The 22243-nt window shown below is 65.7% G+C and carries 16 protein-coding genes; 3 read left to right on the top strand and 13 right to left on the bottom strand.

The annotated features are described in order from the left end of the window. Window positions 1-6: 6 nt before the first annotated feature. The 3 genes from EK403_RS16145 to EK403_RS16155 all read right to left on the bottom strand — a co-directional run bounded on the left by EK403_RS16145 (window position 7) and on the right by EK403_RS16155 (window position 3194). Window positions 7-702, bottom strand: coding sequence for a response regulator transcription factor (locus tag EK403_RS16145; protein ID WP_128778502.1), 696 nt, complete (start codon window positions 700-702; stop codon window positions 7-9). A 535-nt stretch (window positions 703-1237) separates the two neighbouring features. After that, window positions 1238-2092 (bottom strand): response regulator transcription factor, encoded by an 855-nt coding sequence (locus tag EK403_RS16150; RefSeq protein ID WP_164919635.1) that lies wholly within the window; start codon window positions 2090-2092, stop codon window positions 1238-1240. 385 nt (window positions 2093-2477) lie between these two features. Beyond that, the gene (locus EK403_RS16155; RefSeq protein ID WP_128778504.1) at window positions 2478-3194 is read right to left on the bottom strand and encodes a LuxR C-terminal-related transcriptional regulator; all 717 of its coding nucleotides are present in this window, start codon (window positions 3192-3194) and stop codon (window positions 2478-2480) included. 288 nt (window positions 3195-3482) lie between these two features. Here EK403_RS16155 and EK403_RS16160 point away from each other — a divergent pair, with 288 nt between their 5' ends. Beyond that, window positions 3483-4982: a phosphomannomutase/phosphoglucomutase gene (locus EK403_RS16160; protein ID WP_128778505.1), complete on the top strand. Its 1500-nt coding sequence runs from the start codon at window positions 3483-3485 to the stop codon at window positions 4980-4982. 18 nt (window positions 4983-5000) lie between these two features. Here the strand turns inward: EK403_RS16160 and EK403_RS16165 are convergent, their stop codons facing one another. The 6 genes from EK403_RS16165 to EK403_RS16190 form a co-directional block, all read right to left on the bottom strand. Beyond that, window positions 5001-6509, bottom strand: coding sequence for a right-handed parallel beta-helix repeat-containing protein (locus tag EK403_RS16165; protein ID WP_164919636.1), 1509 nt, complete (start codon window positions 6507-6509; stop codon window positions 5001-5003). Window positions 6510-6816: 307 nt separating this feature from the next. Beyond that, window positions 6817-8640, bottom strand: coding sequence for a right-handed parallel beta-helix repeat-containing protein (locus EK403_RS16170; RefSeq protein ID WP_128778507.1), 1824 nt, complete (start codon window positions 8638-8640; stop codon window positions 6817-6819). A 186-nt stretch (window positions 8641-8826) separates the two neighbouring features. Further along, entirely contained in the window at window positions 8827-10251 is a 1425-nt protein-coding gene (locus EK403_RS16175; protein ID WP_128778508.1) for an O-antigen ligase family protein, read from the bottom strand. A gap of 10 nt (window positions 10252-10261) precedes the next feature. Further along, window positions 10262-11074, bottom strand: a complete 813-nt coding sequence (locus tag EK403_RS16180; RefSeq protein ID WP_128778509.1) for a glycosyltransferase family 2 protein — start codon at window positions 11072-11074, stop codon at window positions 10262-10264. Between the two features lie 139 nt (window positions 11075-11213). After that, on the bottom strand, window positions 11214-12503 hold the full coding sequence (locus tag EK403_RS16185) for a lipopolysaccharide biosynthesis protein (RefSeq protein WP_128778510.1): 1290 nt from the start codon (window positions 12501-12503) through the stop codon (window positions 11214-11216). After that, window positions 12500-13813 carry a glycosyltransferase family 4 protein gene (locus tag EK403_RS16190; RefSeq protein ID WP_245479740.1) on the bottom strand — a complete coding sequence of 438 codons (1314 nt, stop codon included), beginning with the start codon at window positions 13811-13813 and terminating at the stop codon, window positions 12500-12502. Before EK403_RS16190 ends, EK403_RS16185 begins: the two co-directional genes overlap by 4 nt. 555 nt (window positions 13814-14368) lie before the next feature. Between EK403_RS16190 and EK403_RS16195 the strand changes: the two genes are divergently transcribed. Beyond that, window positions 14369-15424: an acyltransferase family protein gene (locus tag EK403_RS16195; RefSeq protein ID WP_128778511.1), complete on the top strand. Its 1056-nt coding sequence runs from the start codon at window positions 14369-14371 to the stop codon at window positions 15422-15424. A gap of 129 nt (window positions 15425-15553) precedes the next feature. Then, window positions 15554-16609, top strand: coding sequence for an ATP-grasp domain-containing protein (locus tag EK403_RS16200; RefSeq protein WP_164919637.1), 1056 nt, complete (start codon window positions 15554-15556; stop codon window positions 16607-16609). On the opposite strand, the gene EK403_RS16205 is transcribed toward EK403_RS16200, so the two are convergent. From EK403_RS16205 to EK403_RS16220, 4 genes are all read right to left on the bottom strand, one after another. Beyond that, window positions 16606-17559, bottom strand: a complete 954-nt coding sequence (locus tag EK403_RS16205) for an NAD-dependent epimerase/dehydratase family protein (protein WP_128778513.1) — start codon at window positions 17557-17559, stop codon at window positions 16606-16608. The two genes, EK403_RS16200 and EK403_RS16205, sit on opposite strands and share 4 nt — an antisense overlap. Before the next feature lie 11 nt (window positions 17560-17570). Then, window positions 17571-19712 (bottom strand): GumC family protein, encoded by a 2142-nt coding sequence (locus EK403_RS16210; RefSeq protein WP_164919638.1) that lies wholly within the window; start codon window positions 19710-19712, stop codon window positions 17571-17573. A 98-nt stretch (window positions 19713-19810) separates the two neighbouring features. Further along, window positions 19811-21247 carry a mannose-1-phosphate guanylyltransferase/mannose-6-phosphate isomerase gene (locus EK403_RS16215; RefSeq protein ID WP_128778515.1) on the bottom strand — a complete coding sequence of 479 codons (1437 nt, stop codon included), beginning with the start codon at window positions 21245-21247 and terminating at the stop codon, window positions 19811-19813. 135 nt (window positions 21248-21382) lie between these two features. Next, on the bottom strand, window positions 21383-22198 hold the full coding sequence (locus EK403_RS16220; protein ID WP_128778516.1) for a coiled-coil domain-containing protein: 816 nt from the start codon (window positions 22196-22198) through the stop codon (window positions 21383-21385). Between the last annotated feature and the right edge of the window lie 45 nt (window positions 22199-22243).

A 22243-nucleotide genomic window follows, 5' to 3' on the forward strand; every position in this document is an offset into this window, starting at 1 on the left:
CGCACGTCAGCCGATACTCGAATTTGCTATTAGAGCGACCTCCGTGCGATTCTTGGCGTTTAGCTTCTTCATGATATTCCTCACATGCACTTTGACGGTGCTCTCCCGCATATTCAGTTCATAAGCGATGATTTTATTCGCCTTGCCCTTTCTAAGCGCTTCGATGACTGCGGCTTGGCGAGCCGTGAACACGCCGCCCGCGATGGGAGCGCATCCCTCGCGCTGAGCCGAGCTGCATGACGACCTGAGGCTGCTCGCCGGAATGAACGTTCCGCCGACGCCTACCAAGATCATAGCGTTGACGGCGACCTCCAGGGACACGCTGGTCGGGATGTATCCGCGCACGCCCAGATCGAGCGCATCCAGGATCTGTCGCGCCTCCTCGCCGTCAGCGAGCAACACGACAGGCACGCTGGGACACGTCTCCTGCAGCGTCGTAAGGGCGGAGACGACATGCGGATCCTCCGCAGCCTTTCCACCTATGCTTAGAATGACCAGCGCCGCGTCGCCTTCTTCATGAAGCGACGCTATCCAGTCGATGACGCTTGGGTAGGCGACGACCTGATCCAGCGGACGACTATTCTGGAGGCAGCGCGCCAGACACTCCGCCACGAGATGACGGTCATCTATCACGGCTATGGTGTAACGGCCGTGCGCGATCGACGTGGCGCCTCCGCGATCCTTGATTAATCCCTGCAACATAGCATCACCCTTACCCTAGGCTGCGGCGTGGCGCTGTTGTCGTGCGATCAACTGTGCCGCCACGGCACACTCGGTGCGAAAGATGCAAAGCCAGATCAGATGTACGTCTTTTTACGTATCGATTATTTCCATTGTCCCTATAAAGAACGATGACATTCTCCTTGTGTCTCAAATAGGGCCAGATCTTTCTTAACATGACTAATTTAGATTAATATCCTGCGAACTTAATTTTCGACGAGCTTGTGAACGAATCGGCGGAAACGGCGATCAGGTCGGCGGGGCCGACTTGGCGCGATCCGCGGACGATAGGCTGGACCTCCGTCGCCGAGCGGACCGCTTATTCGTTGCTTCAATCCGATCGGACGCGTCAGAAAGGAGCCGGCTGTCGTTGGGGGACGACGCTGACCCGGCTCCGATGAAGCGTCATTGGCCGGCACGATCGGCATAGAGCCGATCGTGGACCGAGCGAGCGCCGATCGGATTGCGCTTTGCGATGGCGGCTAAGGAAAATCGTCGCTGAACGAGGCGAGATCAATCAGGCCACATGACCGGCCCGCATCGTGACCAGGTGGCGTTCGCTGAGCTCTGGAAGCACGCGATTCGAGACCACTGGCGGTGCGTCGACTGACGCCAGCAACGCGGCATGCGGGGCCGGAAACTCGACGTCACGCGTTTCCGACCGCGCGTAGCCGGCTTCGCTCGCCTGGCCATTGTTCATGGCCCAAATCGCCGCCTGAGTCCGATTGCGCACGCGGACCTTGCGGAGAATGGCTTTCACATGAACCTTGACGGTAGCCTCCGCTATATTCAGCTTGCGGGCGATGTGCTTGTTGGAGTCGCCCGTGACAAGCGCCTGAAGGATCAGCGCCTCTCTCGCGGAAAGCGTCGGGAGGTGCGACCGATCGCCGGCGATCGGCGCGAGGACGGCGACCGGGTGATGCGCGACCTGCTCGGCTGTGGCGCCTGATCGGGGGGCGCTCTCGCCGAAGAGCGGAAGCGTCATCGACGGCAGCACTATGCCGTCGGCCATCACGACGTCGAACGACTTGACGAGCGCTGAAGCCGTAATGGTGTTGATGAGGTATCCAGTGGCGCCGAGGCGGAACGCCTGGATAAGATCGTCGCTGTCGCAGGCGGCCGCAAGCACGACGATCTTCGAGGACGGAAAGTATTCCTTGATCGCCCTGACCGTGACGCTTGAGCCTCCCGTCTGTCCGTCCACGAACACAATGAAGAGCAGCGGCCTGGTGTCCGGCGGGCTGGCGCGCAGAGATTCGAGACAGCGGTCCGCGCCGGCGACGCGATAGGACGTGTCGGCTAAGATACGTCGCATTCCGTCACGGAGCAGCGCCGTCTGACATAGTATGTAGGTCGTCGTGATCCGAGACATATTGCGACCTCGTTGGAGTTGCGACCGACTTGCGTCCCAAGACTTCCAAGCCGTTCGGAGCATTGGAGGGCTTGGAGAATTTGGATTAGTATTAATGATGTCTTAACATCTCGGCGCGCGTGTCGTAAGCGTTCAAAAGATTTAAGACTTCTGGAAACTTGAGGCCTGATGGTATTAGGCCTTCCTCTGAAAGTGGTATGCGCGCGATGGTTGAGCGACCAAACCACGGCCTTTAGGAACATGGCGGTCTCGGAAGGCGGGCCCCGGCCAATTCGAAACCTCCTGAGCGGCCGCCCGCGCTCGAGGAAGCCCTGTTGAGGGTCCGGGCGTCTATGCGGCTCGCTTTTTGGCTGGCCGATCGGGACCGAGGCTTCGCGGGGGCTCGTCAGCCCGGCGCGTCCGGGCGGTCGTTCTCGTCCAAAAGGGCGAGCTTGGACAGCAGCCCGGCGAGGTTCCTGGCCATGACGGCGGCCTCCGTCCGGTTCCGGACGTTGAGCGTCCGCATCAGGGCGGCGACATGGACCTTTGTGGTGGGCTCGGCGATCCGTAGCCTCTGCGCGATTTCCCTGTTCGACAGGCCTTCAACGATCAGAGCGAGCACGTCTCGCTGACGGCGGGTGAGCCGGGTGGGACGAAGGCGCCGGCCGCCGCGGGCGAACGTGGAAACGCCGGCGAAGCCTGGATCAGACAGCGCTCGCGTGGCGGTGAAGGTCATTGCGGACGGCGGAATCATTCGGCCTGAAAGGGTGGCGGCCCCAGCGAAGACGATGTCCTCGTCGGTTTGCCCCTTTGACGCGCGACCATGGGGTTCGGTCGTCAGGGGCTGGAGCGCCGCCTCGGTCAGGTCTGCGGCTGATGTGACGATGAAGCGGGTCGCCGAAAAAGTGCGGCGAAACTCGCAGAGGAGACCGAGCGTCTTCAGACCTGGCAGTTCCAGATCGAAAAATGCGATGTCCACGCCGCCGACGCCCGCCAAGATCGCGAGAGCCGCGTCGAGCGTTTCGACCGCGTGAACCTCCGCGGCCGGCATCGCGTCCTGTAAAGCGATGCACAGATCGCGGCGATGCAAGACATGATCGTCCGCGACCACGATCCGGGTCATGACCGCGTGGCCCGCATCCGCTCCGCGGGCGAGCGACGACCGCAGCGGGAGAAAGGCGTCCGCTCCGAGAAACGCATCTCAGACTTCCCTGAGCGGCCACGGGGAAGGCAGCCTGCGCTGTCCGAGTCCCGGGCGCAGTAACAAAGAAGAGAGGACTCGGTATCTTTCGGGCTAGCCGTTTCGGGCTCCCGAGCGAGGACCGTAACCCCGAGGATTCGTTGCGATGGCGGCGTTCTGCGCGCTATGGCCGATAGGCGGAGCCCACGCGCGCTCCTGGAGCCCGGTCGCATGTACCCCAAGCCACAGCCTTTGCTTCGACCGAACAGCTATGCGTTCGAGACGCTCCCGCTGGTGCGGCCCACAGGGTTCCGAGAATACGACGCGCGCTGGCGCTTCCCGGACGAGATCAACTCGATGGGCGCGCACGCGCTCGGTCTCGGACTTGGCACGCTCGTTCATGAACTCGCGGTGCGTCCGGACGTCGTCGTCGGCCATGATTTCCGCGCCTATTCGGCGTCCATCAAGCACGCGCTGGTCACGGGGCTGATCCAGGGTGGAATGCGCGTCCGCGACATCGGCCTCGCGCTTTCCCCAATGGCCTACTTCGCGCAGTTCGAGCTCGACTGTCCCTGCGTCGCGATGGTGACGGCCTCGCACAACGAGAACGGATGGACCGGCGTGAAGATGGGCGCCGACCGACCGCTGACCTTCGGGCCCGACGAGATGGCGCGGCTGAAGACGATCGTGCTGGAGGGAGCCTTCGTGGCGCGCCCCGACGGGGCGTACTCGCACGTTCCGGATCTCGCAGACCGGTATCTCGCCGATCTCGCCAGGCGTCCGCGCGTCTCACGCCGGCTGAGGGTGGTCGCGGCCGGCGGCAACGGCACCGCCGGGGCTTTCGCGCCGGGGATTCTCGAAGCGCTCGGCTGCGAGGTCGTGCCGCTCGACTGCGAGCTCGACCACAGTTTTCCCCGCTACAATCCGAACCCCGAGGACATGGCGATGCTGCACGCCATCGCGGACAAGGTGCGGGAGACGGGGGCGGACGTGGGGCTCGGTTTCGACGGCGACGGCGACCGCTGCGGCGTCGTCGACGACCAGGGCGACGAGATCTTCGCCGACAAGATCGGCGTCATGCTCGCGCGCGACCTCTCAAGGCTCCATCCCGGCGCTACCTTCGTGGTCGACGTCAAGTCCACCGGGCTGTTCGCGACCGACCCCGAACTCCTCCGGCAGAAGGTCCGGGCTGATTACTGGAAGACCGGGCACTCGCACATAAAGCGCCGGGTTCGCGACCTCGGGGCGCTCGCAGGCTTCGAGAAGTCCGGCCACTTCTTCTTCAACGCGCCGATCGGGCGCGGTTATGACGACGGCATGCTGACCGCGATCGCGGTCATCGAGATGCTCGACCGCAATCCCGCCCGCTCCCTCTCGCAGCTCTACCAGGACCTGCCGCGCACCTGGGGCTCGCCCACCATGTCCCCGGCGTGCGACGACGACGTGAAATATGGTGTGGTGGACCGCGTGATCCGGCGCTTCACAGAGATCCGCGCCGCCGGCGAGACCGTGGGCGGCATGGCGATCCGCGACCTCGTCACCGTGAATGGCGTTAGGGTCGTGACCGAGGACGGCACCTGGGGGCTGGTCCGCGCCTCGTCGAACAAGCCCGAACTCGTCGTCGTGGTCGAAAGCCCGGTGTCGGAGGCGAGGCTCCACGAGATGTTCGAGGGCGTCGACGGAGTGCTGCGCGAAAATCCCGAGGTGGGAGCTTACAACCAGACGATCTGAAAGCCACGACGCGCGCCGTCAGCGCCGGGTAAGAGACCCGGAGCGCTCGAACCCGGTCGCTTTTTGGAAGCCCCCAAGGGTCTCGAAGCTGCGCGAGCCCGGGCGCCACGGGGCGCCATAGAGGAAAGGCGAACTGTCGCGCGGCGCGGAATAGATGTTTCGGTCGATCGTGAGGCCCTGTTTTGCGGGATCGAGCGCGCCGCTCGCCTGCCCGCTACTGTCGGCCGCCGCAACGCGCGGCCCAGTCTCGCTGGGATGGCGGCCGAAGAAGGCGTTGTCCCACCAGAAGGCCAGCTGGCGGCCTTTGTTGCCGGCGACCACGTTCCTGCTGACCACGTGACCTCGATTGTAATAGTCGATCGCGACGCCGTCGAACTCCACGCGGCGGGGTCCCTGCTCCCTCAGCGCGACGCCGTCGCGGTTGTCGCGGATCAGGTTGTTGCGGATTGTGGCGCGGATGCTTTCCGCTACGGCGATCCCGCCGACCGCCCAGCCCGACGAGGGCGAGCCGACCGCTCCGGCTCCGTTGCCGATGAGGACGCTGTCCCTCACCGAGATGTCCCGGCTGATTTCGATGAACACGCCGCTGCCCTCGTTCTTCGAGAACAGGCTCTGGGTGACCTGAATGTCATGCGCGTCCAGATCGAACCACAGGCCGGGGCCGCCATTGCGGACGAAGGAGCACCGCCGGAACGCGCCGGGGCCATCGCGTGTCACCTTGACGCCCGCCGCCTCCCAGTCCCGGGAGAGCGGCTTCCAGGAATTACGTTCCCAGACCGTGTCTTCATTCAGGAAGTTTCGGCCTTCCGCGGAGCCGCCGACATGTCCGTTGTCGCGGATGACGCAGCGCCGGACCACGCCATGAACCGAGACGCCGACGCCGTTCATGCGTTCGACGGCGCAATCCTGGAGCAGATTTCGCTCGCCCGTGAGATCGATCGCCGGACGCTGCGGAAAATTGGCCGCGAAGCGGAACACGAAGCCGCTGAACGTGACGTCGGTGACGCCACGACCCCTCCGGATCGGATGCGGACCGACGAGGACCGGGCGGGTCGAAGTTTCGATCCGGCGTGTGGCCGGATCAGCGCCGTCGGCGAGCCAGAGGTAAAGCCGGCGCGCCTTGGCGTCGACTGCGAATAGGCCGGAGAACGGGCCGCCAAGGCGCGCGACCGGTGGCCGGAGCGCGGCGTCGCGGTCGCTCCAGCCTCGCCGCAGGCTGGCGAGGTCGGCAGTGGGAAGCAGCAGCACGCCGTCGGCCGCGACCTGTTCGGCCCGCCCCCATAGCGGCTCGTCGTCGGGGTAATGCTCAACCGGCGCTCCGTTCTGCGTGCCGATCGAGAACCGATAAGGAAATGGAGCGACATAGATGGGCTCGGCGCCGGGCGCGCGCTCGAAGCCGGAGAGCAGGTCGGCGCCCGTGACGGTGACAGAGCCCGGCGGCTCCGCGCGAAAACGGATCGGCGCGTCCGCGGCGCCGCTTCGCGGCAACAGCACAGCCTCCCGGTAGAGCCCCGGACGGACGAGCACCGTGTCGCCTGGCGCAACTCGCGTGGCGGCCCGTCCGATGGTTCGCAGGGGCCGCTCCGCGTCCCCTGGTCCCGCGTCGTCGGCGCGGACGCTCGAGCCGTCGACGACCCAGGTCGCGGCGCGCGCTCCGCTCGGCGAAGAGAGCGCGACGGCGGCTGAAAAAAGGGCGGCGGCGCCAAGATGCATCCGCCGACCGTAGCGCGGTCTGGCCGCCGGGCCGCCGTCTCTTCGGGATTAGACGGAGCGCGCGATCGAGCCGCGCGAGGATGCGGCGCCGGCCCGCCGATGTCGCCCTGGTCGCACGGGCCTAGAAGATCAGGATGTCGTTCGCGTCAAGGTCGGACAGCTTGAAATCGAGCAGACGGACGGAATTGCGGCCGGCCTCGATCACGACGTCGGAACCGACCTTGCGGGCGGCGTCCAGAACGTCCTCGTCGGTGGCGAAGAGGTTGGACGAGAAGCGGAGTCTGTCCTCGCCGGGCCCGTCCGCAGGCACGAAGTTTTCGACCCTGTCATCGCCGAACTGAGCGCCGAAATTGAAGGTGTCCTTTCCCCGCCCGGCGACCAGATCATCGTCCCCCCGGCCGCCGACGATCCAGTCGCGGCCGGCCCCGCATATAATGAGGTCGTCTCCGCCACGCCCCACGAGCACGTCGTTCCTGCCACCGCCACGGATCACATCCGCGCCGCCGCCGCCCATAAGCAGGAGCGTCAGCGTGCTGTCCGCGTCTTGGCCGGACACGTCCCGGTAGTCCTTCCAATTGTAGAAGCCACCCCAGGCCCAGCGGTCCCCGACCACGTCGGGCACGTAATAATGGTTTTCGTCAAAAATGTTGCGGCCGGCGAGAAGCCCCCTCAGGTCGTGATCGGCGACGGCGCCGAACGAACCGGAATCCCGGGCCAAGAAGATCGCGTTGCCATGCACGTGGTTTCCGGTCGTCACGTAGGGCCCGAAGAGACCGTCGCCGCGATCCTGCTGAATGAGACCAATGCCATTGCCTGACCCGGTGAGGTCGATGGCGTTGTCGTAGATCTCGACGTTGCTCGAGTTCTGCAGAAGGATCGCGCTGCCCCATAGCCAGCCCTGCCCGGATCCGTTTCCAACAAAGGTGTTTCCGCGGATCGTGGCGTCATAGCTGATCTCGTGGTTGATGCCTCCGCCGAGGTTGAATTCAATGCGATTTCCCTCATAGAGCGTGTTGATGTTGTCGATGTCAGTCCACAGTCCGAAGCCGTTGTTGTGGTGCGAGTAGTTGTTCCGGACGACAAGACCGTCCGTTTGCGCGAATTTGGAGCCCCCGCCTTCCCAGGAAGGATCGATGCCGGCGAAGTACCCGTTCTTGGCGATCTCGTTGCGGGCGACGAGGATGTCGTCGCCATTGCCGCCAATGCCCATCTGGCCATTGTTGTGGACATCGTTGCCGACGATCCGGGAGTCGGTTCCCGCCGTGACGCCGACCCCGAAATTGAGCCGCACCTCGTTGTCCCGGATCACCCAGCCTTCCGGCGCGCCGCCGCCGCCGATCGCGCCCTGCTGCACAGGATTGGCGTATTTCTCGACGATGAGGTTTTCGACCCTGACGTCCTTGGCGTTGCCGAAGAACGCGTAGGTCGCGACGCCCGCCTCGACCTTGTGGCCGGTTGGATCGTCGGCGAGGTGGATGCGGTTCTTGGCGTAGTCGAAATAGAACGTGCCGGGCGCGAGATCGTCGATCGAGGCGACCGGCTTGAGCGGCTTGTTGTCCATAAAGACGGTGTCGGGAAACCCGCCGCGATCAAAGCCGTCGACCACCTCATCGAGCGCTCGACGTTCGCCCTGCTGGGTCTGGCCGCCGATCGACCAGCCATCTCCGTCACGCGAGAAGTCCGTGAGCAGACGTGAACCGTTCAGGATCGCGCCCTTTTCGCCCAAGAACTGTTGACCGTCTTTCGGCTGAATCGACTGGAGACGATGCGTTCCCGCCTCCAGCCAGAACACGGCCCCCGGCTTCGCCGCATCGACCAGGGCCTGGATGTCGTCGCCGGGAGAGACGGCGATCGATCCCGGCGGACGATCGATGCGGGCCTGGCCGACATCAATGCGCGTGACGGCGTCCTCGGCGACGCCTGATCGTTCGAGGATCTTGTTCAAGACACGGCCTTCCCTCCACCTCAGGAAGACACTTTATCCAATACTCTGCAGCACGCGCTAACTTAGGATAAATCTTCAATAGCAAGAACTAAATACCGTATACCCATCATGCTACCATGCATATAATAAAATGTGATTTGATTGACATCATTTTTGTTTTCTGAAGCATCAATATAATTTCAGAACTCAAACTAAATTGATTAAATCAGATGTATCATGGTGACGTTTGGGCTGCTCTCGTGCTGTTTGTCGTGAACGATGTCGTCGGCTTGGCAAGGCGAGCTGCGCGTCGAAAACCATCACCGCGCCGATCCCTAAGCCGAAGATCGACCAAAACCAGATGCCGAGCATGGGTCCTTCCAGCGCGACGTCGAAGGACGCGTTGATGAGGGCGCCGGACGCATAGCAGATCAGCCAGATGAAGACGCAGGCCCATCGCTCCAGCCCCTGGCGACGGGCCCGGACGATGGCGGCGCCCAGCACGACGTACCAGGCGACGCCGGTCGCGATCCAGAGAATGAGGCCCGGAACTCCGGCGCGCGCGAGTATCGACATGTGTCCGTTGTGCGGGCTCCTGAGGGAGGATGCGCCCTTTTCGAGCAGGAAGCCGTCCGACTCCGCAAGGTTCACGCCGAATCCCTTGCCGGTCCAGAAGTAATCTCCGTGCAGCGTATAGTTGCGGATCGCCTCCCACCATCTGAGCCGCCATGTCTTGGTGCCATCGAGGTTCGAGGCGTCGCTGCGGCCGAACAAGCTCGCGACATTGTCGACCATCTGGGCCGGACCGACGCTTCGGCCGAGCGGCAGCTCGACTTCGAGATTGGCCGCATAGGCGACCGCGAGCAGCGCGCCCCCGGCGGCGAGACCCGGAAGGACCCGCCGGATCTTGCCGCCCAGGATCACGGCGAGCGCCAGGGGCACGAGGCAGCTCAGCATCGCGGCGCGGCTCGGCACCACCATCACCACGCTCGCCAGCAGGAGCAGCCACCAGGTTCGGCTCGCCCGGCCGAGGCCGAGCAGCATGAATACGGCGGCGCCCGCAAGATGAACTCCCGCCTCGCCCGCCCTCACTTGGGGAAGCTGGAACGGCACGACGACCGTCAGGAAGCCGGGATTGGTAAGGTGGTAGATGGGGCCGCCGGCCCAGCCGAAGAACCAGGCGAAGCGGGAATAGGAAGTCAGCGTCCGGATCAGCGAGGTGGGCTTTTCGACCAGAAGCCCCGTCACGATCAGCGCGAAAAGCCCGTACATGACGATCATGCTGTCGCGCGGGGCGTCGATCCCGTATTCTCGGACGTATGGCAGAGTCCGCGCCATCACCCAGACCATAAGGGTGAGAAGCAGCAAGTTCGGCAGGCTTGTCGCGATCGCGATCCAACATCCCGAGACCAGCAAGGACGCCAATCCAAGGATCAGGACGATCTCACCGATGAAAAGCGGCGGCACGCCCAGATACGCGAAGCCCTTGCCAAGCGTCGCGTAGCCGACGAGCGTGAAGAACAGAAGCCCGACATAACGGTCGTGAAGATCTGGCCGATCTCGCTTGAGACGCCGGCCGGCCGACGCCTCCGTCAGAGCCCAGTTCGCGCCCACGGCGAGCGCCCCTTCCAACAGGCCGGGCTCAGAAATACGCTTTCTTCTGAAGACCAAGCCGATACTGGGCCGCGCCGGCGAACTTGGCCGCCATCCAGCCGGGATTGCGGCCGTTCATCCAGGCCTTGAGCACGGCGCGCCACATCATCCGCTCGATCTCGGAGCGGGGACCGAGGGCGCTCCTCACCGACCGGTTCTCGGCGGAGGTTCTGGCGGTATGGACCGCGCTGTTGTTCTCGCCCGTCCGGCGGAAGCAGGTGAGCGGCCGGGCCACCCGCTCATAAGGAGCTCGAGCGAGCGCCCGCGCGAACAGGTCGTAGTCGCCGGAATCCCTGAATCGTTTGTCGAAGCCGCCGAGCTCCGTGAAGAAATCGCGCGTGATGTATGTCGACATGTGCATGATCGGGTTCCAGCCGAGGCAGACATGCATGCGGGTCGTCATCCACGAAGGCGGCGCGGCGAGTTCGCCAAGGCGGGCGCCTTTGTCGTCGATCCAGCGGATCCCGCCGACGATCCAGCGCCGCCCGCGCCGACGATGAGCGGCCGTCACCGCGGCCAGGGCGCCGTCCAGCATCACGTCGTCGGCGCCGAGGAACCCGAGCAGGTCGCCTTTCGATTCGAACGAGCCCTTGTTGATCGCGTCAAAAATGCCGTCGTCGCGGCCCTCGCGGACACGCGCTCCCCGCTTGCGGGCGAGTTCGACCGTTCCGTCGGTGCTGCCCCCGTCGACGATGACGTGGTCGACCTCATAGCCCGGTCCGTGATTGCGCTTCACGGAGTCGATGCATTCCGCGATATACGCGGCGCCGTTCAGGGTGGGCGTAACGACGGTCACGATCACTGGAATGTCCTCCTCGGCCGAGACGTCCGATTGGTGCGGAACCCTATCGCCGGGACAACTGCGATTAGGGGTTAGGCCGGCGGCCGCCGTGACGGCTGTGACGCCACCTTCGAGACGGAGACCCTGCGGACGGAAGGCGCTACCGGACATCACGCGCGATCATCCGTGAGAGAAGGAAGCAGGACGCGCCGAGCCGAACCGCGTTCGAGATGGCGACCACCGCGCAGGCGCCGTCGACGCCCCCAACCCAGATCAACGGGAAGGCGAGGATTGCAGACGAAGTCGCTCCCGCCGCATTCGTCAAGAAAGCCGCGCGCGGCCTGTCGACGCCGTGGAAGAACGAGCAGATCAGTTCTGTCGAATAGGCGAGCGCCGAGCCCACCACCAGGATGCGCACCGCGTCGGCCAGCGTCACATAGGGCGAACCATCGCCGTAAATCAGCCGAAGCGTCTGCTGCGGCAGCGCGAAAGCCAGGCCATAGACCGTCGCGATAAGCGGCGCCCCGAGAAACCCATAGATCCGCGACGCTCGCCAGGCTCGCGCGACCCCATGCTGACTCTCGCGGGCGGCCGTTTGCGGAATGATGTTGCACAGGCCGGTGACGATGGGGTTGGCGACCGCGACGATGTTCATCGACGCCTGAAACAAGGCGTTGGCCGCCGGGCCGTAGAGCCAAGCGAGCGCCCAGGGGGAGACCAGCAGGCGGACGGACGAGACGACGTTGCTAAGCAGGGACCATCGTCCCGTCGCCCAGAACGCCTTGGCGATGCGCCTGAAATGCAGTGGGCCCCGATGAGGAACGCCGAGTTGCGCAAGATGCAGCCCCGCCCCCGTCAGAAACAGCATCGAGGCGCCGGCGAGAAGATGTGCGAGGGTGAGTTCTCCGGTCATGGCGAGGCACATCGCCAAGACCGCCTGGCCGGGATAGGAGACGGTGTCCCCGAGCGCGGCGGCGCGGAACCGCAATTCGGACAAAAGATTGCGGCGCGTCGTCTCCTGAAACTGCCAGGCCAGAAAGAATGCGAGCGCCGGGGCGAGAAGATCGGCCCGTCCGGTGAACAGCAAGCCGACCGCAAGGGCCGTCGCAAGCGGCGCGCAAACGACGCCCGCGAGCACGATGCTCGATCGGGTTATGTTCGCGCTCTCGTCAGGATCGGCGACGCTTCGCAGGATCGAGAGAGGGTGAAACACCAGTGAGGCGAGCACCATCTGCAAGCTCAGAACGGCCGCCAGCAGCAGCGCGTAGGCGCCATATTCGCCAGGCGGCAGGTGGCGCGCCAGCATGACGTTTACGAGAAACGCGCCGATGCTGACGGTCGCCTGATTGAAGAGCGTCCAGAAGGCGGTCTTCACCTGAGGCGCCGCGGCCACGGCGCCGCCGATGATCGCGGCGCCGCCGCGGGCTGCGATCCGATCCGCGAGGCTCACTGCGCAACCGCGACAGGCCGATTACGAAGCGCATGCGCGTCATCATGAGGCGAGCGCTCGGCTAAGGTCGTCTCATACCCTGCGAAAGCCCGCTCTGCCGCCTTCTCCCAACTGAATTCGGACTGAACGCGCCTGCGGGCGCAATCGCCCATGGCGCGCAACCGGTCGGGCTGCGCCGCCAGTCGGTCAATGATCCTCGCAAGCGCCAATGCTTGGCCGGGCGGGACCAGAACTCCGCTGCCCGCGTCGATCTCGTGCGGGATCCCGCCCACGTCGGACGCCACGACCGGCAGTCCGTGCGCCATGGCCTCCAGCACGACGAGCGGAAAGGTGTCGGCGAGAGTCGGGAAGACGAAGAGATCGGACCGCCGAAACAGCGCGCCGAGCGCATCATCGTGCAGCCGGCCAGTGACGACGACCTGACGCCCGGGTCCGCAGGCCCGCTTCACGGCTTCGTAGTCGACGCAGGTCCTGGTCTCCCCTCCCACGATGAGCAGACATGGCCGCTTCAGCTTGGCGAACGCCTGGAACAGAACTGGGAGCCCCTTATTGGGCGTGTGATTGGCGAGAAACATGCACGTGATCTGGCCGGGCTCCCGAACCGGCGGGACGCCAAGCGAGGCGCAGATGCGGGCGTCGTCGTGCGGGTCCGACGCAGGCGGCCGGGCGACGCCGTTGCTGACGACGATCGTTCGTCCCCGAAACCCCATGGCGCGCACGATGGGCTCGTCTGCAGGCGACAGCGTCAACACGGCCGCCGCGCCGGCGACGGCGCGGCGTACCGGCTCCACCGCGTATCGTCGCCAGACGAGCCTTCGAACCGGCCCAAAGTCGTGGATCCGTTCGCCGTTCGCCACTTCGTTGAAGCCGTGGGTGGAGATCACGTAAGGGATGCGCCGCGCCCGGCATGCGCGGGCCGCCCGCTCAAGCTCCAAGGCCGGCATCGGATTGTGGAGATGGACGAGGTCGTACCCTCCCATAGCGATCAGGTCCGGGATGTTCGAGCGGTAGAACAACGTGCTGAAGCGCTGCGGAAGGCGCGACCAGGGCGCCAGCGGCGGCAGGCTCGTGGCGACCGGCGCCCGGCGCGCCGGCCTGCCCCAGGGAGACAGCGGCGGGACGGATTTCATCATGTTCGCGACCGTCACGTCGCAATGAGCCGTCAGGGCTGCGCTCAGCTCCTCGCCGGCGCGGGCGGCGCCGCTGGCCGAGAGATGCGGCGGCACGATGATGGCGGAGAGGATACGCATGCGCCGCGCGTCGTCGTTCGCCGGCGCGCGGCTCGCCACTGCGGCGTTCATGTTACGCATCGACTGGTTGCTCCCGAAGGCCGGACAGCGAAACGGCGGGTGATCAAGTCCGTCCGACGGAACGACTAAGTCAGATCAGCGGACCGAGCGGCAACGGCTCAGAAGACGTGGGGGACGTGATCGCGAAGTACCTCTCTCGGGTCGTGGGCGACCCGAGAGCCTCGAGCGTGGATCGCCTAACGTCCCCTTGGAGACGGCTGCGCTACCCCGTCCGCTTTCTGGATGGCTCGCGATCGCGCCGACATACTTCGCTTCGGATCCGAGGCTGGCGCCGCCCTGACGCTCGCCGGGCAGCGGGTCTCGCGCGCCTCCTGGGAGGTCGCGACAGGGCGGGAGGAGGCTTCATGAAGATCGCAAGGATCGGGGCGGGCTATGTCGGCTCTGCGCCCGCGGCCTGCTTCGCCGGCCGATCTGCGACAGCCCCCTGGCCGATCGAGACAGGCTGGCGGACGGCCGCGGAGTGAAACACCGCCGAGGATATGCGTCGCGTCGCCGCCTCCGGCACGAGCCTCGCTCGTCGGAATGAGACGCTCTTAGGTCACTCGGAGGAAGCGCATGTCCAAATCACGACGCGCCGATATCCAGTGGCTTCGCGCGATGGCCGCGGCCAGCGTCGTGCTTTGGCATTCGGATCTCATCGTCAAGCACATGTCCGACGCCAAGATGACGGACAACTGGATTTATAGTCTCCTTGGCGGCTTCGGGGTCGAACTGTTCTTCATGCTTTCGGGCTATTCGATCTGCATGCAGGTCGAAAAGGTCAAGGAAGCTCGTCGGTTCCTCATTTCGCGGGCGTATCGAGTCTACCCGCTCTATTGGCTGTTCACAGGAATGATGCTGATCGCCTTCGTGATCCATCCGGCCTGGCCGCTCAGCGCGCGAGCTGAACAGGGCGCTCTCTTCGTCTTGATGTCGTTTCTCGCCCTGCCCCAGGGTCTGATGCCTCTGCTGCCGCTCGGGTGGACGCTCGAGATGGAGTTCATTTTCTACGTCATGGTCGCGGGCCTGATCGCTTGCGGCGGCCTCGAAAAGTTCAAGGGGTGGTTCGGCTGGACGCTGGTCGGCCTCGGTCTCGCCGGAGTGGCGATCGGATCAGATCCGATCGGAGGCTGGTTCATCTTCGATCTGATCAACCCGTTCATGCTGGCTTTCGCGTTCGGATGGCTGCTGAGGCACAAGGAGACCTCGTCGGCGAGACCTTTGGTGTTCGCCGCCGCGGCCGTCCTGTCTTTCCTCGCCTTGGCGCCATGGCTCCATGAGCGAGAAGCCGGGTCCATCTTGAGGATGGCTCTGTCGGGAACGGTTCTGGTCGGAGTCATGCGGCTCGAGCCGCTGTTCGAGACGCATCCGACCTTGGCGCGGCCCGGCCGCATCGTGGGCGACGCCTCGTTCAGCATCTACCTGTCGCACTGGTTCGTGCTCTCTGTCTTAGGAAAGCTGATCGCTCAATCGCCTTTCCTGGCGCTGCCGAGCGCGACGCTCCGCGGCATCGGCGTGCTGACCTGCATCTTCGTCGGAGTTCTCGTTCATTTTCTCGTAGAGGCGCGGCTCAGTCGCTGGTTCACCGAAGCCCCACGTCCGATGGCGCCACGACAAGCGCCATCGCAGTGAAGTCAGACGGTCGCCATTGAGGCGAACGGGCCGCGAACAGAAGGCTCCATGTAGGTGAGCCCGCAAGTCGAGCAACACGTCGCACTTTTGCCATCGGATGTCTCCGCATCGACGCGGAGGCGAGCTCTCGTGCTCGCAGAAGGCTTTCGGCTGCAATATCGCGTGCTTCGATGCGCGGCAGAAACCTTCAACGATGTCTTCGTGTTGGGAACGCGCAACGCGGTTCCCCTGCGGCTCTCGTCGTTCTGCCGACGGTTCATCCCACTTGTCGGGACACGCTTCTCGGACGGAGACGACCGCCGGATCAATCAGGTCTGCGACGAGTTCGGCATCACATTCGTGCTGCCGTCCTGCTTGGCGAGCACACGCTTCCTCGCCCGACATCGTCATCTGATCAACGCAAGTTGCTTCCCGGTCCCCTCTCCCGAGGTGTTTGACCAGTTGGACGACAAATGGCGGTTCGTGGCGTTATGCGGGGAGCTGAACGTCCCGCATCCCTCGACCCAATGCTTCGCGACCCGCGATGACCTGCTGGCCGCTGCGGCAAGCGGGGAAGCGCCTATGCCGGCGGTCGTCAAACCGCTCGCGATGTGGGGCAGCGCTGGCGTCCTCAAGATCGAGGCGACGGACGAAATCGACAAGCTCGAGATCGACTACCAGCCGATTCTCCTGCAGGCATTTTTTCCCGGCCGCGACCTTTCAGCATTCTATTGCTGCCGCCAGGGCGAAGTCGCTTCAAGCGCGATCTATTGCAAGACGAGCCGAGAGCTCGAGTTCATGAAGAACGCGTCCATCGATCAGCATGCCCGGCGGATCATCGGTTGGCTCGGCTACGACGGCGTCCTGGGTTTCGACGTTCGCCAGGCGGACGACGGATCCATCGCCTTCATCGAGTGCAACCCGCGCTTCTGGTATAATATGAATCTTGTGATGATCGCGGGACTGAACTTCGTGGCGATCGGCAGCGACGAGTCTGTGTCCGCCGGCGATCATCCGAACGATCTCACTGCCGAAAGCGTCACGAGGCCCTGGGCTCTGCTCGGCAAGCTGTCGACGCCTTGGACCCTCACCGCATCCGACTGGAACGCATTGAGCCATCATTTGCGGGACCCGCTTCCGATCGCCTGCATGGCGATCCAGCGCCTCATGGGGCTCTACGACATCGCGAACGGCCTTCAGCTCTAGGCGTAGCGGGCGATCAGGCGTTCGGACAGGTCGGGGTTTATCCAGAGATCGGCCAGCGCCTCATCGATGGACAGCCGCGGCTCCCAGCCGAAGAGCTGTTGGATGCGGCGAATGTCGGCCGCGAGATGGGGCCGGTCGACGGTCCGGATCCGGCCTTCGTCCTGTTCGATGGTGAATTTGACGCCGGCGATCCGCCGCAGCTTTCGCAGGACCTCCGCGACCGAATAGGAGCGCGAGGTGCCGAGGTTGACCGTAATCGTCTCCGCGGCCTCCACCTTGCTGTTCAGCGCCGTCGCCACAAAGCCGCGGGCGGCGTCGCGGACGTGGACATAGTCCCGCTTCGGCCAGAGATTGCCGAGCTTGATGGTTTTCCGGCCGGAGCGCAGCTGCGCCACGATCTCGGGCACCAGATGGGGGTTGGTCTCCCCGGGGCCGATGACGTTGAACAGGCGGACATTGACGGCGCTGAGGCCGCTCGAACCCGCCAGATGACCGACATAGGCTTCGCCCTGGAGCTTTGTGAGCCCGTAGACGTCGTTCGGCCCGATCCGGGCCCGCGCCTCGTCATGGGGTTCGGAGGCTGGCGCATAGACCGCGCCCGAGCTCGCGAACACGAAGCGGCAGCCGCTCGGGCAGACCCGCAGCAGGTTGACGGTGCCCACCACGTTGGTCCGCACCGCGGCGGACGGATCAGCCTCGCATTCCGGTATGTAATGGATAGCGGCGAGATGGATCACGGCTTCCGGCCGCACGTCGCGGGCGAGTCTCGCCATCGCTTCGCCGTCCTCGATATCCTCTTGCTCGAAGCGGATGCGCGCAAGGATCGCCGGCGCGATCCGCAAGGGCCCGGCGCGAAGGTTGTCGACGACGCAGACGTCATGCTCATCCGCGAGGAGACGCACGACCTCCCGTCCGACATAGCCGTTTCCTCCGGTGATCAGGACGCGCATTTGGGCCCTCCTCAGGACAGGCTGACGGGATCGGCGTGACGTCGGAAATAAATTGAACGTCCCTTGGCGTCGTGGCCGCGACGGCCTTCGTGGTCGTTGACGCGCGATAGGACGACGCCCACGACGTCGACGGAGGACTGTGTGAGGCGCTCGAGGCACTCCGCGACCGCGGCGCGGCGCGTCTTCCGCCAGCGGACCGCCAGGACGACCGCGTCGGCGCTGCGGCCAAGGATCAGGGCGTCCGCCACGAGGGAAATCGGCGGAGCCTCGACCAGGATGGCGTCGTAGTGCCGCCGCGCCTTCTGGATCAGGCCGTCGAACGCGCCGCCGAACAGTTCCTGGCCCCCTCCGAGCCCCGACGCCCGGCGCACGACGCGGACGCGGCTGGCCGGTTCGGGCGCCTCGGGCAAGGAGCGTTCGCCTTCAAGCAGGCGTTCGAGCGTCGCCTTTTCGTCGGCAAGGGTTTCACCCGCCGCCGCGGGGCTCGCATCGATGGCGAGCACCCGCTGCCCGGCGTCCGCGAGACAACGCGCCAGCGCGACCATCAGCACGGACTTGCCCTCGCGGGGCTCGACAGACGTCACCATGACGACCTGCGGCGACGCGGGCGGGCCAAGCAGGCCGGCCGTGGCGGCGATCTGCCGGACGCTTTCCGAGAACAGCGCCTTTTCGACCGGGGGCGCGCGCGGCGCGATCTCCGGCAGCGATCCGAGACACCGCACGCCGCCGTCCGCGAGCTCGGACGCGCTGCGGAAGCCGGTGTCGCGACGCTCAAGCAATAGCGCGGAGACGACGCCGCAACCGATCGCTCCCAAGATGCCGCCCGCGATGATCATCGGCGGGTTCGGCCCCGACGGAACCGTCGTGGCCTGTGCCGGAAGCACGACCTTGGCGGTGGTGGTCCTGAGTTCGGAGAGCGCACGCGCCCGTTCGAAGCTCTCGGTCAGGGTCTGCGCCCGCTCCCGCAGCGCGGAAGCGTCGGCCTGCAGGCTCCTGAGCTTGGCCTCGAGAAGCGTCGTTCGGATCAAGGAACCTTGGAGCCGGTCGACCTGTTGCGTCAGCGTCGCTTCGGTCGCGCGCGCCGCGGCGACGCCGGTCTCGATCCCCGCCAGGATCCGCTTCGTCTCGACGTCGAGCCGCATCTGCGCCTCGGCCAGCGCCGCCGTGGCGCGCTCGACATTGGGATGACGGGCCCCGTAGGCGATGCGAGCGTCATTCACGGCGGCCTTCGCGGCGGCCTGCGCCTCGACGAGGCGTTGCATCATTCCGGCTTCGGCCTGGTCCGGAACGGAGGGCGCGAAGCCGGCCGCGATCGCCTCATGGGCGCGCTTGAGACGGCTTTCCTCCGCTATGCGGGCAAGCGTGGCGTCGCCGCGCTGAACCATGGCGTCACGAAGCTGGCCCTGGTCGACGCCGCCGCCTTGGGGACTTGCCTCCAGCAGCCCGTTCTGAGTGTGGAAGGCGGAGATCGCGTCCTCCGCGCGGGCCGCCGCGTCTCGCGCGTCGCGGACCTGCATTGCGAGCCAGTCCCGGGTGCGCTCGGCCGCCTCGATGCTGGCATCGATGCGAGCGCGGAGATATTCCTCCGCAAAGGCGTTGGCGAGCCGGGCCGATCGGTCCGGATCGGTCGAGGAGTACGAGACGGCGATCAGATAGGAGCGGGTGTCGTTCTTGACCGTCAGGCCCTTGAGGAGCGCGACCGCGATGGCGTCGGCGCGGGCGCGGTTGCTGGACTCCTGCTCCGTGGCGAAGGGAGCTGTCAGGCGCGACAGAAATGTTTCGCGCGGCGCGAAGGCCGCGTCCTTGTCGAGCGCGAGGCGTTCGATCACGCCACGTGCGACGGCCCGCGACCGGATCAGCCGGGCTTCATCCTCGACGAGCGCGCTGGGGTCGATCTGCACGCCCGCGGCGGACTGGGCGACGGAGGCTGGCTGCTCGCGGCCGAAATCGACCTGGATGAGGGCCTCGGCCATATAGGTCCGGTCAAGGACCGCCAGCGCGACCCCCGCGGCGGCCGCGCCGAGAACGGCGAGGAGGATGATCAGCCAGGCGCGGCGGCGGAGCGCCAAGAGCGTGCTCCAGGCTTGCGCCTCCCGGTCGACGCGCAGCCCGGACGGCGCGACCCGGATGACATCCTGAGGAATCCAGTCCATCGCGCGCGCGTCGCCTCGTCTGCCCGCCTGGCGCGCCGTCCGCGCCGGGTGGATGTCTGGGCCGGAGGAACGGTCCGGGCTGGTTGCGGCGAGGCCGCTCATTCGGCGGCGGCCGCCGGATGCGCTTCGCGGCGGTACACGTCCTCCAGCCGGACGATGTCGTCCTCGCCGAGGTAGGTTCCGTTCTGGACCTCGATCAGTTCGATCGGGCTGTTGCCGAAGTTCTCCAGCCGATGGACCTCGCCGAGCGGGATGTGGGCGTGCTCGCCGGGTCTCAGGACCCTGACCTCCGAGCCCACGGTGACGTGGGCCGCGCCCCGGACCACCACCCAGTGTTCGGCCCGGAAACGGTGTGTCTGAAGCGACAGACGGCCGCCCGGTTCGACGAAGATGCGCTTGACCTGAAAGCCTTCGCCCGCCTCAAGCGACTCGTACCAGCCCCATGGCCGTTGCACGCGGGCATGGCTCACGGCCTCCGGCCGCCCGCGGGCCTTCAGCGCGTCGACCACGAACCTCACATCGCCGCTGCGGCCGCGATCGGCCACCAGGATCGCGTCCTTGTTGGCGACGACCACGAGGTTGCTGACGCCGAGCAGCGAGGTCACCGGCCCGTTCGAGGAGACGTAGCAGTCATGCGCGTCGACGAACTCGACGGCGCCGTGGGGGACGTTGCCGTCGTCGTCCTTCGAGGAGAGCGACCACAAGGCGTCCCAGCTGCCGATGTCGTTCCAGCCGCAGGACAGCGAGACCACCGCGGCGCGGGCGGTGCGCTCCATCACGGCGTAATCGAACGATGTCTTCGCAGCCCGGCCGAAGCACGCGGCGTCGAGCGCCACCGCGCCGGACTGTCTGTCCGCCCGCGACAGAGCCTCCCGGACGGCCGCGAGCGTCTCGCGGTCGAGGCGGTCGTACTCATCGATGACGGCCTTCGCCTGGAACAGGAAGTTGCCCGAGTTCCAAAGCGCCCCGGCCGAGATCAGGCGAGCCGCGTTGGCGGCGTCGGGCTTCTCCACGAAGCGGTCGATCGTCCGGCCTCCCCCCGGCAGTTCGCGGCCGGGCTCGATATAGCCGTAGCCGGTCGCCGGGCAGTCCGGCTCGATCCCGAAGGTGACAAGACGGCCGCGCCGCGCCGCCGTCAGCCCGACCTTGACCGCGGCATGGAAGCCGGCGACGTCGGGCATCGCGTGATCGGCGGCGAGCACGAGGACCGGCCCCCGGGCGTCCTGTTCCGCGATGAGGCAACAGCCCGCGAGAACCGCAGGACCCGTGTTCCTGCGGACCGGCTCAAGGAGCAGATCCGCCACGGCTTCGATCTCGGCCAACTGCCGCTCGACGAGCATTCGGTGCGCGGCGTTCGTGACCACGATCGGGCGATCCGAGAAATCCTCGCCCCGCACCCGCAGGACCGTCTCCTGGAAGCTCGATCGCTCGCCGATGAGGGGGACGAACTGCTTCGGCATCGTGTCGCGAGAGGTCGGCCAGAGCCTGGTGCCCGCGCCCCCGCTCAGGATCAAGGGCCTGATCGCCGCAACCATGTTGTCCTCCGGTTGGAATCTTCGAAGCTCATCCAGATATTTTTGAATTTATTCTAAGTGTTGTTGTCAAAATGATACGCAGCCGGATTACGAAGTGGCGATTATGGATTAATCATCGTACCCACCGCGGCCGGACTACTGTGGCGATGTCTGTATAGGAGTGAGCGCGAGGCGCTTGGCCTGCCCCGACGCAGGCAGCGCGTAATCCAGCGGACGGCGCGAGACATCCACGATGTCGCCGGGCTGAAGCAGCGTGTCGGGACCGGCCTCGACGGTCTCCCGGACGCCCCCTGACGTGCGAACGACGACGATGCGCCGAGCGGGATCCGCCTGGTCGGCGGCGACGAGCGATCCGCCGCTCGTCTGGGCCCGCGCCTCGCGAAGCTCGCGCGCCACCGGGATCTGCCAGTCAAGGTCGCGCAGCCTCAGCCGCACATCGGCGAGATCGCCCAGGACCTGACGGAAATAGCCGTCCTTCGTCTCATTGATCCGAATCGCCACCTCGCCGATGCCGATCTCGAGCCGCGCCACTTCGGCCGCGAAGCGGGCGATGTTGCCCTCGTTGCGAGCCTCCTCGCGCTGGAGCTCGATGCCCGTGTATCGACGCGCCAGACCGCTCGCGAGCAGCTTCGAATAGTCGACCAGATGCGACCGGATCAGTTGCAGCTGGGTCCGCTCGGCGTCGGCCTGAGCGGTCACGCCGGCGATCTCGGCTTCGAGCCGCGGCTTTTGGGCCCGCAGAAACTCCAGACGTTCGGCGAACGACTGTCTCTGGGTCCGAAGCAGCTCCGTCTCCTGGCTGACGATGTCCGCGATCTCTTTGGACCGGGGGTCCAGCTCCTCAGGAATCTTGAAGCCGTCCTGGTCATCGCGCTGCGCTTCCAGACGGGCGCTGCGGATCAGGAGTTGGCGGCGACTGGCTTCGAGCAGGCGAACCCGCTCGTCCGCCATCAGGAACTCCGCCCTCGATGCGACCTGCACCGGCTCCGCGGCGCC

This window comes from Hansschlegelia zhihuaiae (genome assembly GCF_004103825.1).
GTDB classification, from domain to species: domain Bacteria; phylum Pseudomonadota; class Alphaproteobacteria; order Rhizobiales; family Methylopilaceae; genus Methylopila; species Methylopila zhihuaiae.

Bases quoted from the DNA above. Each gene is read 5' to 3' on its own strand.
- EK403_RS16145 (WP_128778502.1), bottom strand. From the start codon at position 702: ATGTTGCAGGGATTAATCAAGGATCGCGGAGGCGCCACGTCGATCGCG.
- EK403_RS16150 (WP_164919635.1), bottom strand. From the start codon at position 2,092: ATGTCTCGGATCACGACGACCTACATACTATGTCAGACGGCGCTGCTC.
- EK403_RS16155 (WP_128778504.1), bottom strand. From the start codon at position 3,194: ATGACCCGGATCGTGGTCGCGGACGATCATGTCTTGCATCGCCGCGAT.
- EK403_RS16160 (WP_128778505.1), top strand. From the start codon at position 3,483: ATGTACCCCAAGCCACAGCCTTTGCTTCGACCGAACAGCTATGCGTTC.
- EK403_RS16190 (WP_245479740.1), bottom strand. From the start codon at position 13,813: ATGCGTAACATGAACGCCGCAGTGGCGAGCCGCGCGCCGGCGAACGAC.
- EK403_RS16195 (WP_128778511.1), top strand. From the start codon at position 14,369: ATGTCCAAATCACGACGCGCCGATATCCAGTGGCTTCGCGCGATGGCC.
- EK403_RS16205 (WP_128778513.1), bottom strand. From the start codon at position 17,559: ATGCGCGTCCTGATCACCGGAGGAAACGGCTATGTCGGACGGGAGGTC.
- EK403_RS16210 (WP_164919638.1), bottom strand. From the start codon at position 19,712: ATGGACTGGATTCCTCAGGATGTCATCCGGGTCGCGCCGTCCGGGCTG.
- EK403_RS16215 (WP_128778515.1), bottom strand. From the start codon at position 21,247: ATGGTTGCGGCGATCAGGCCCTTGATCCTGAGCGGGGGCGCGGGCACC.
- EK403_RS16220 (WP_128778516.1), bottom strand. From the start codon at position 22,198: ATGGCGGACGAGCGGGTTCGCCTGCTCGAAGCCAGTCGCCGCCAACTC.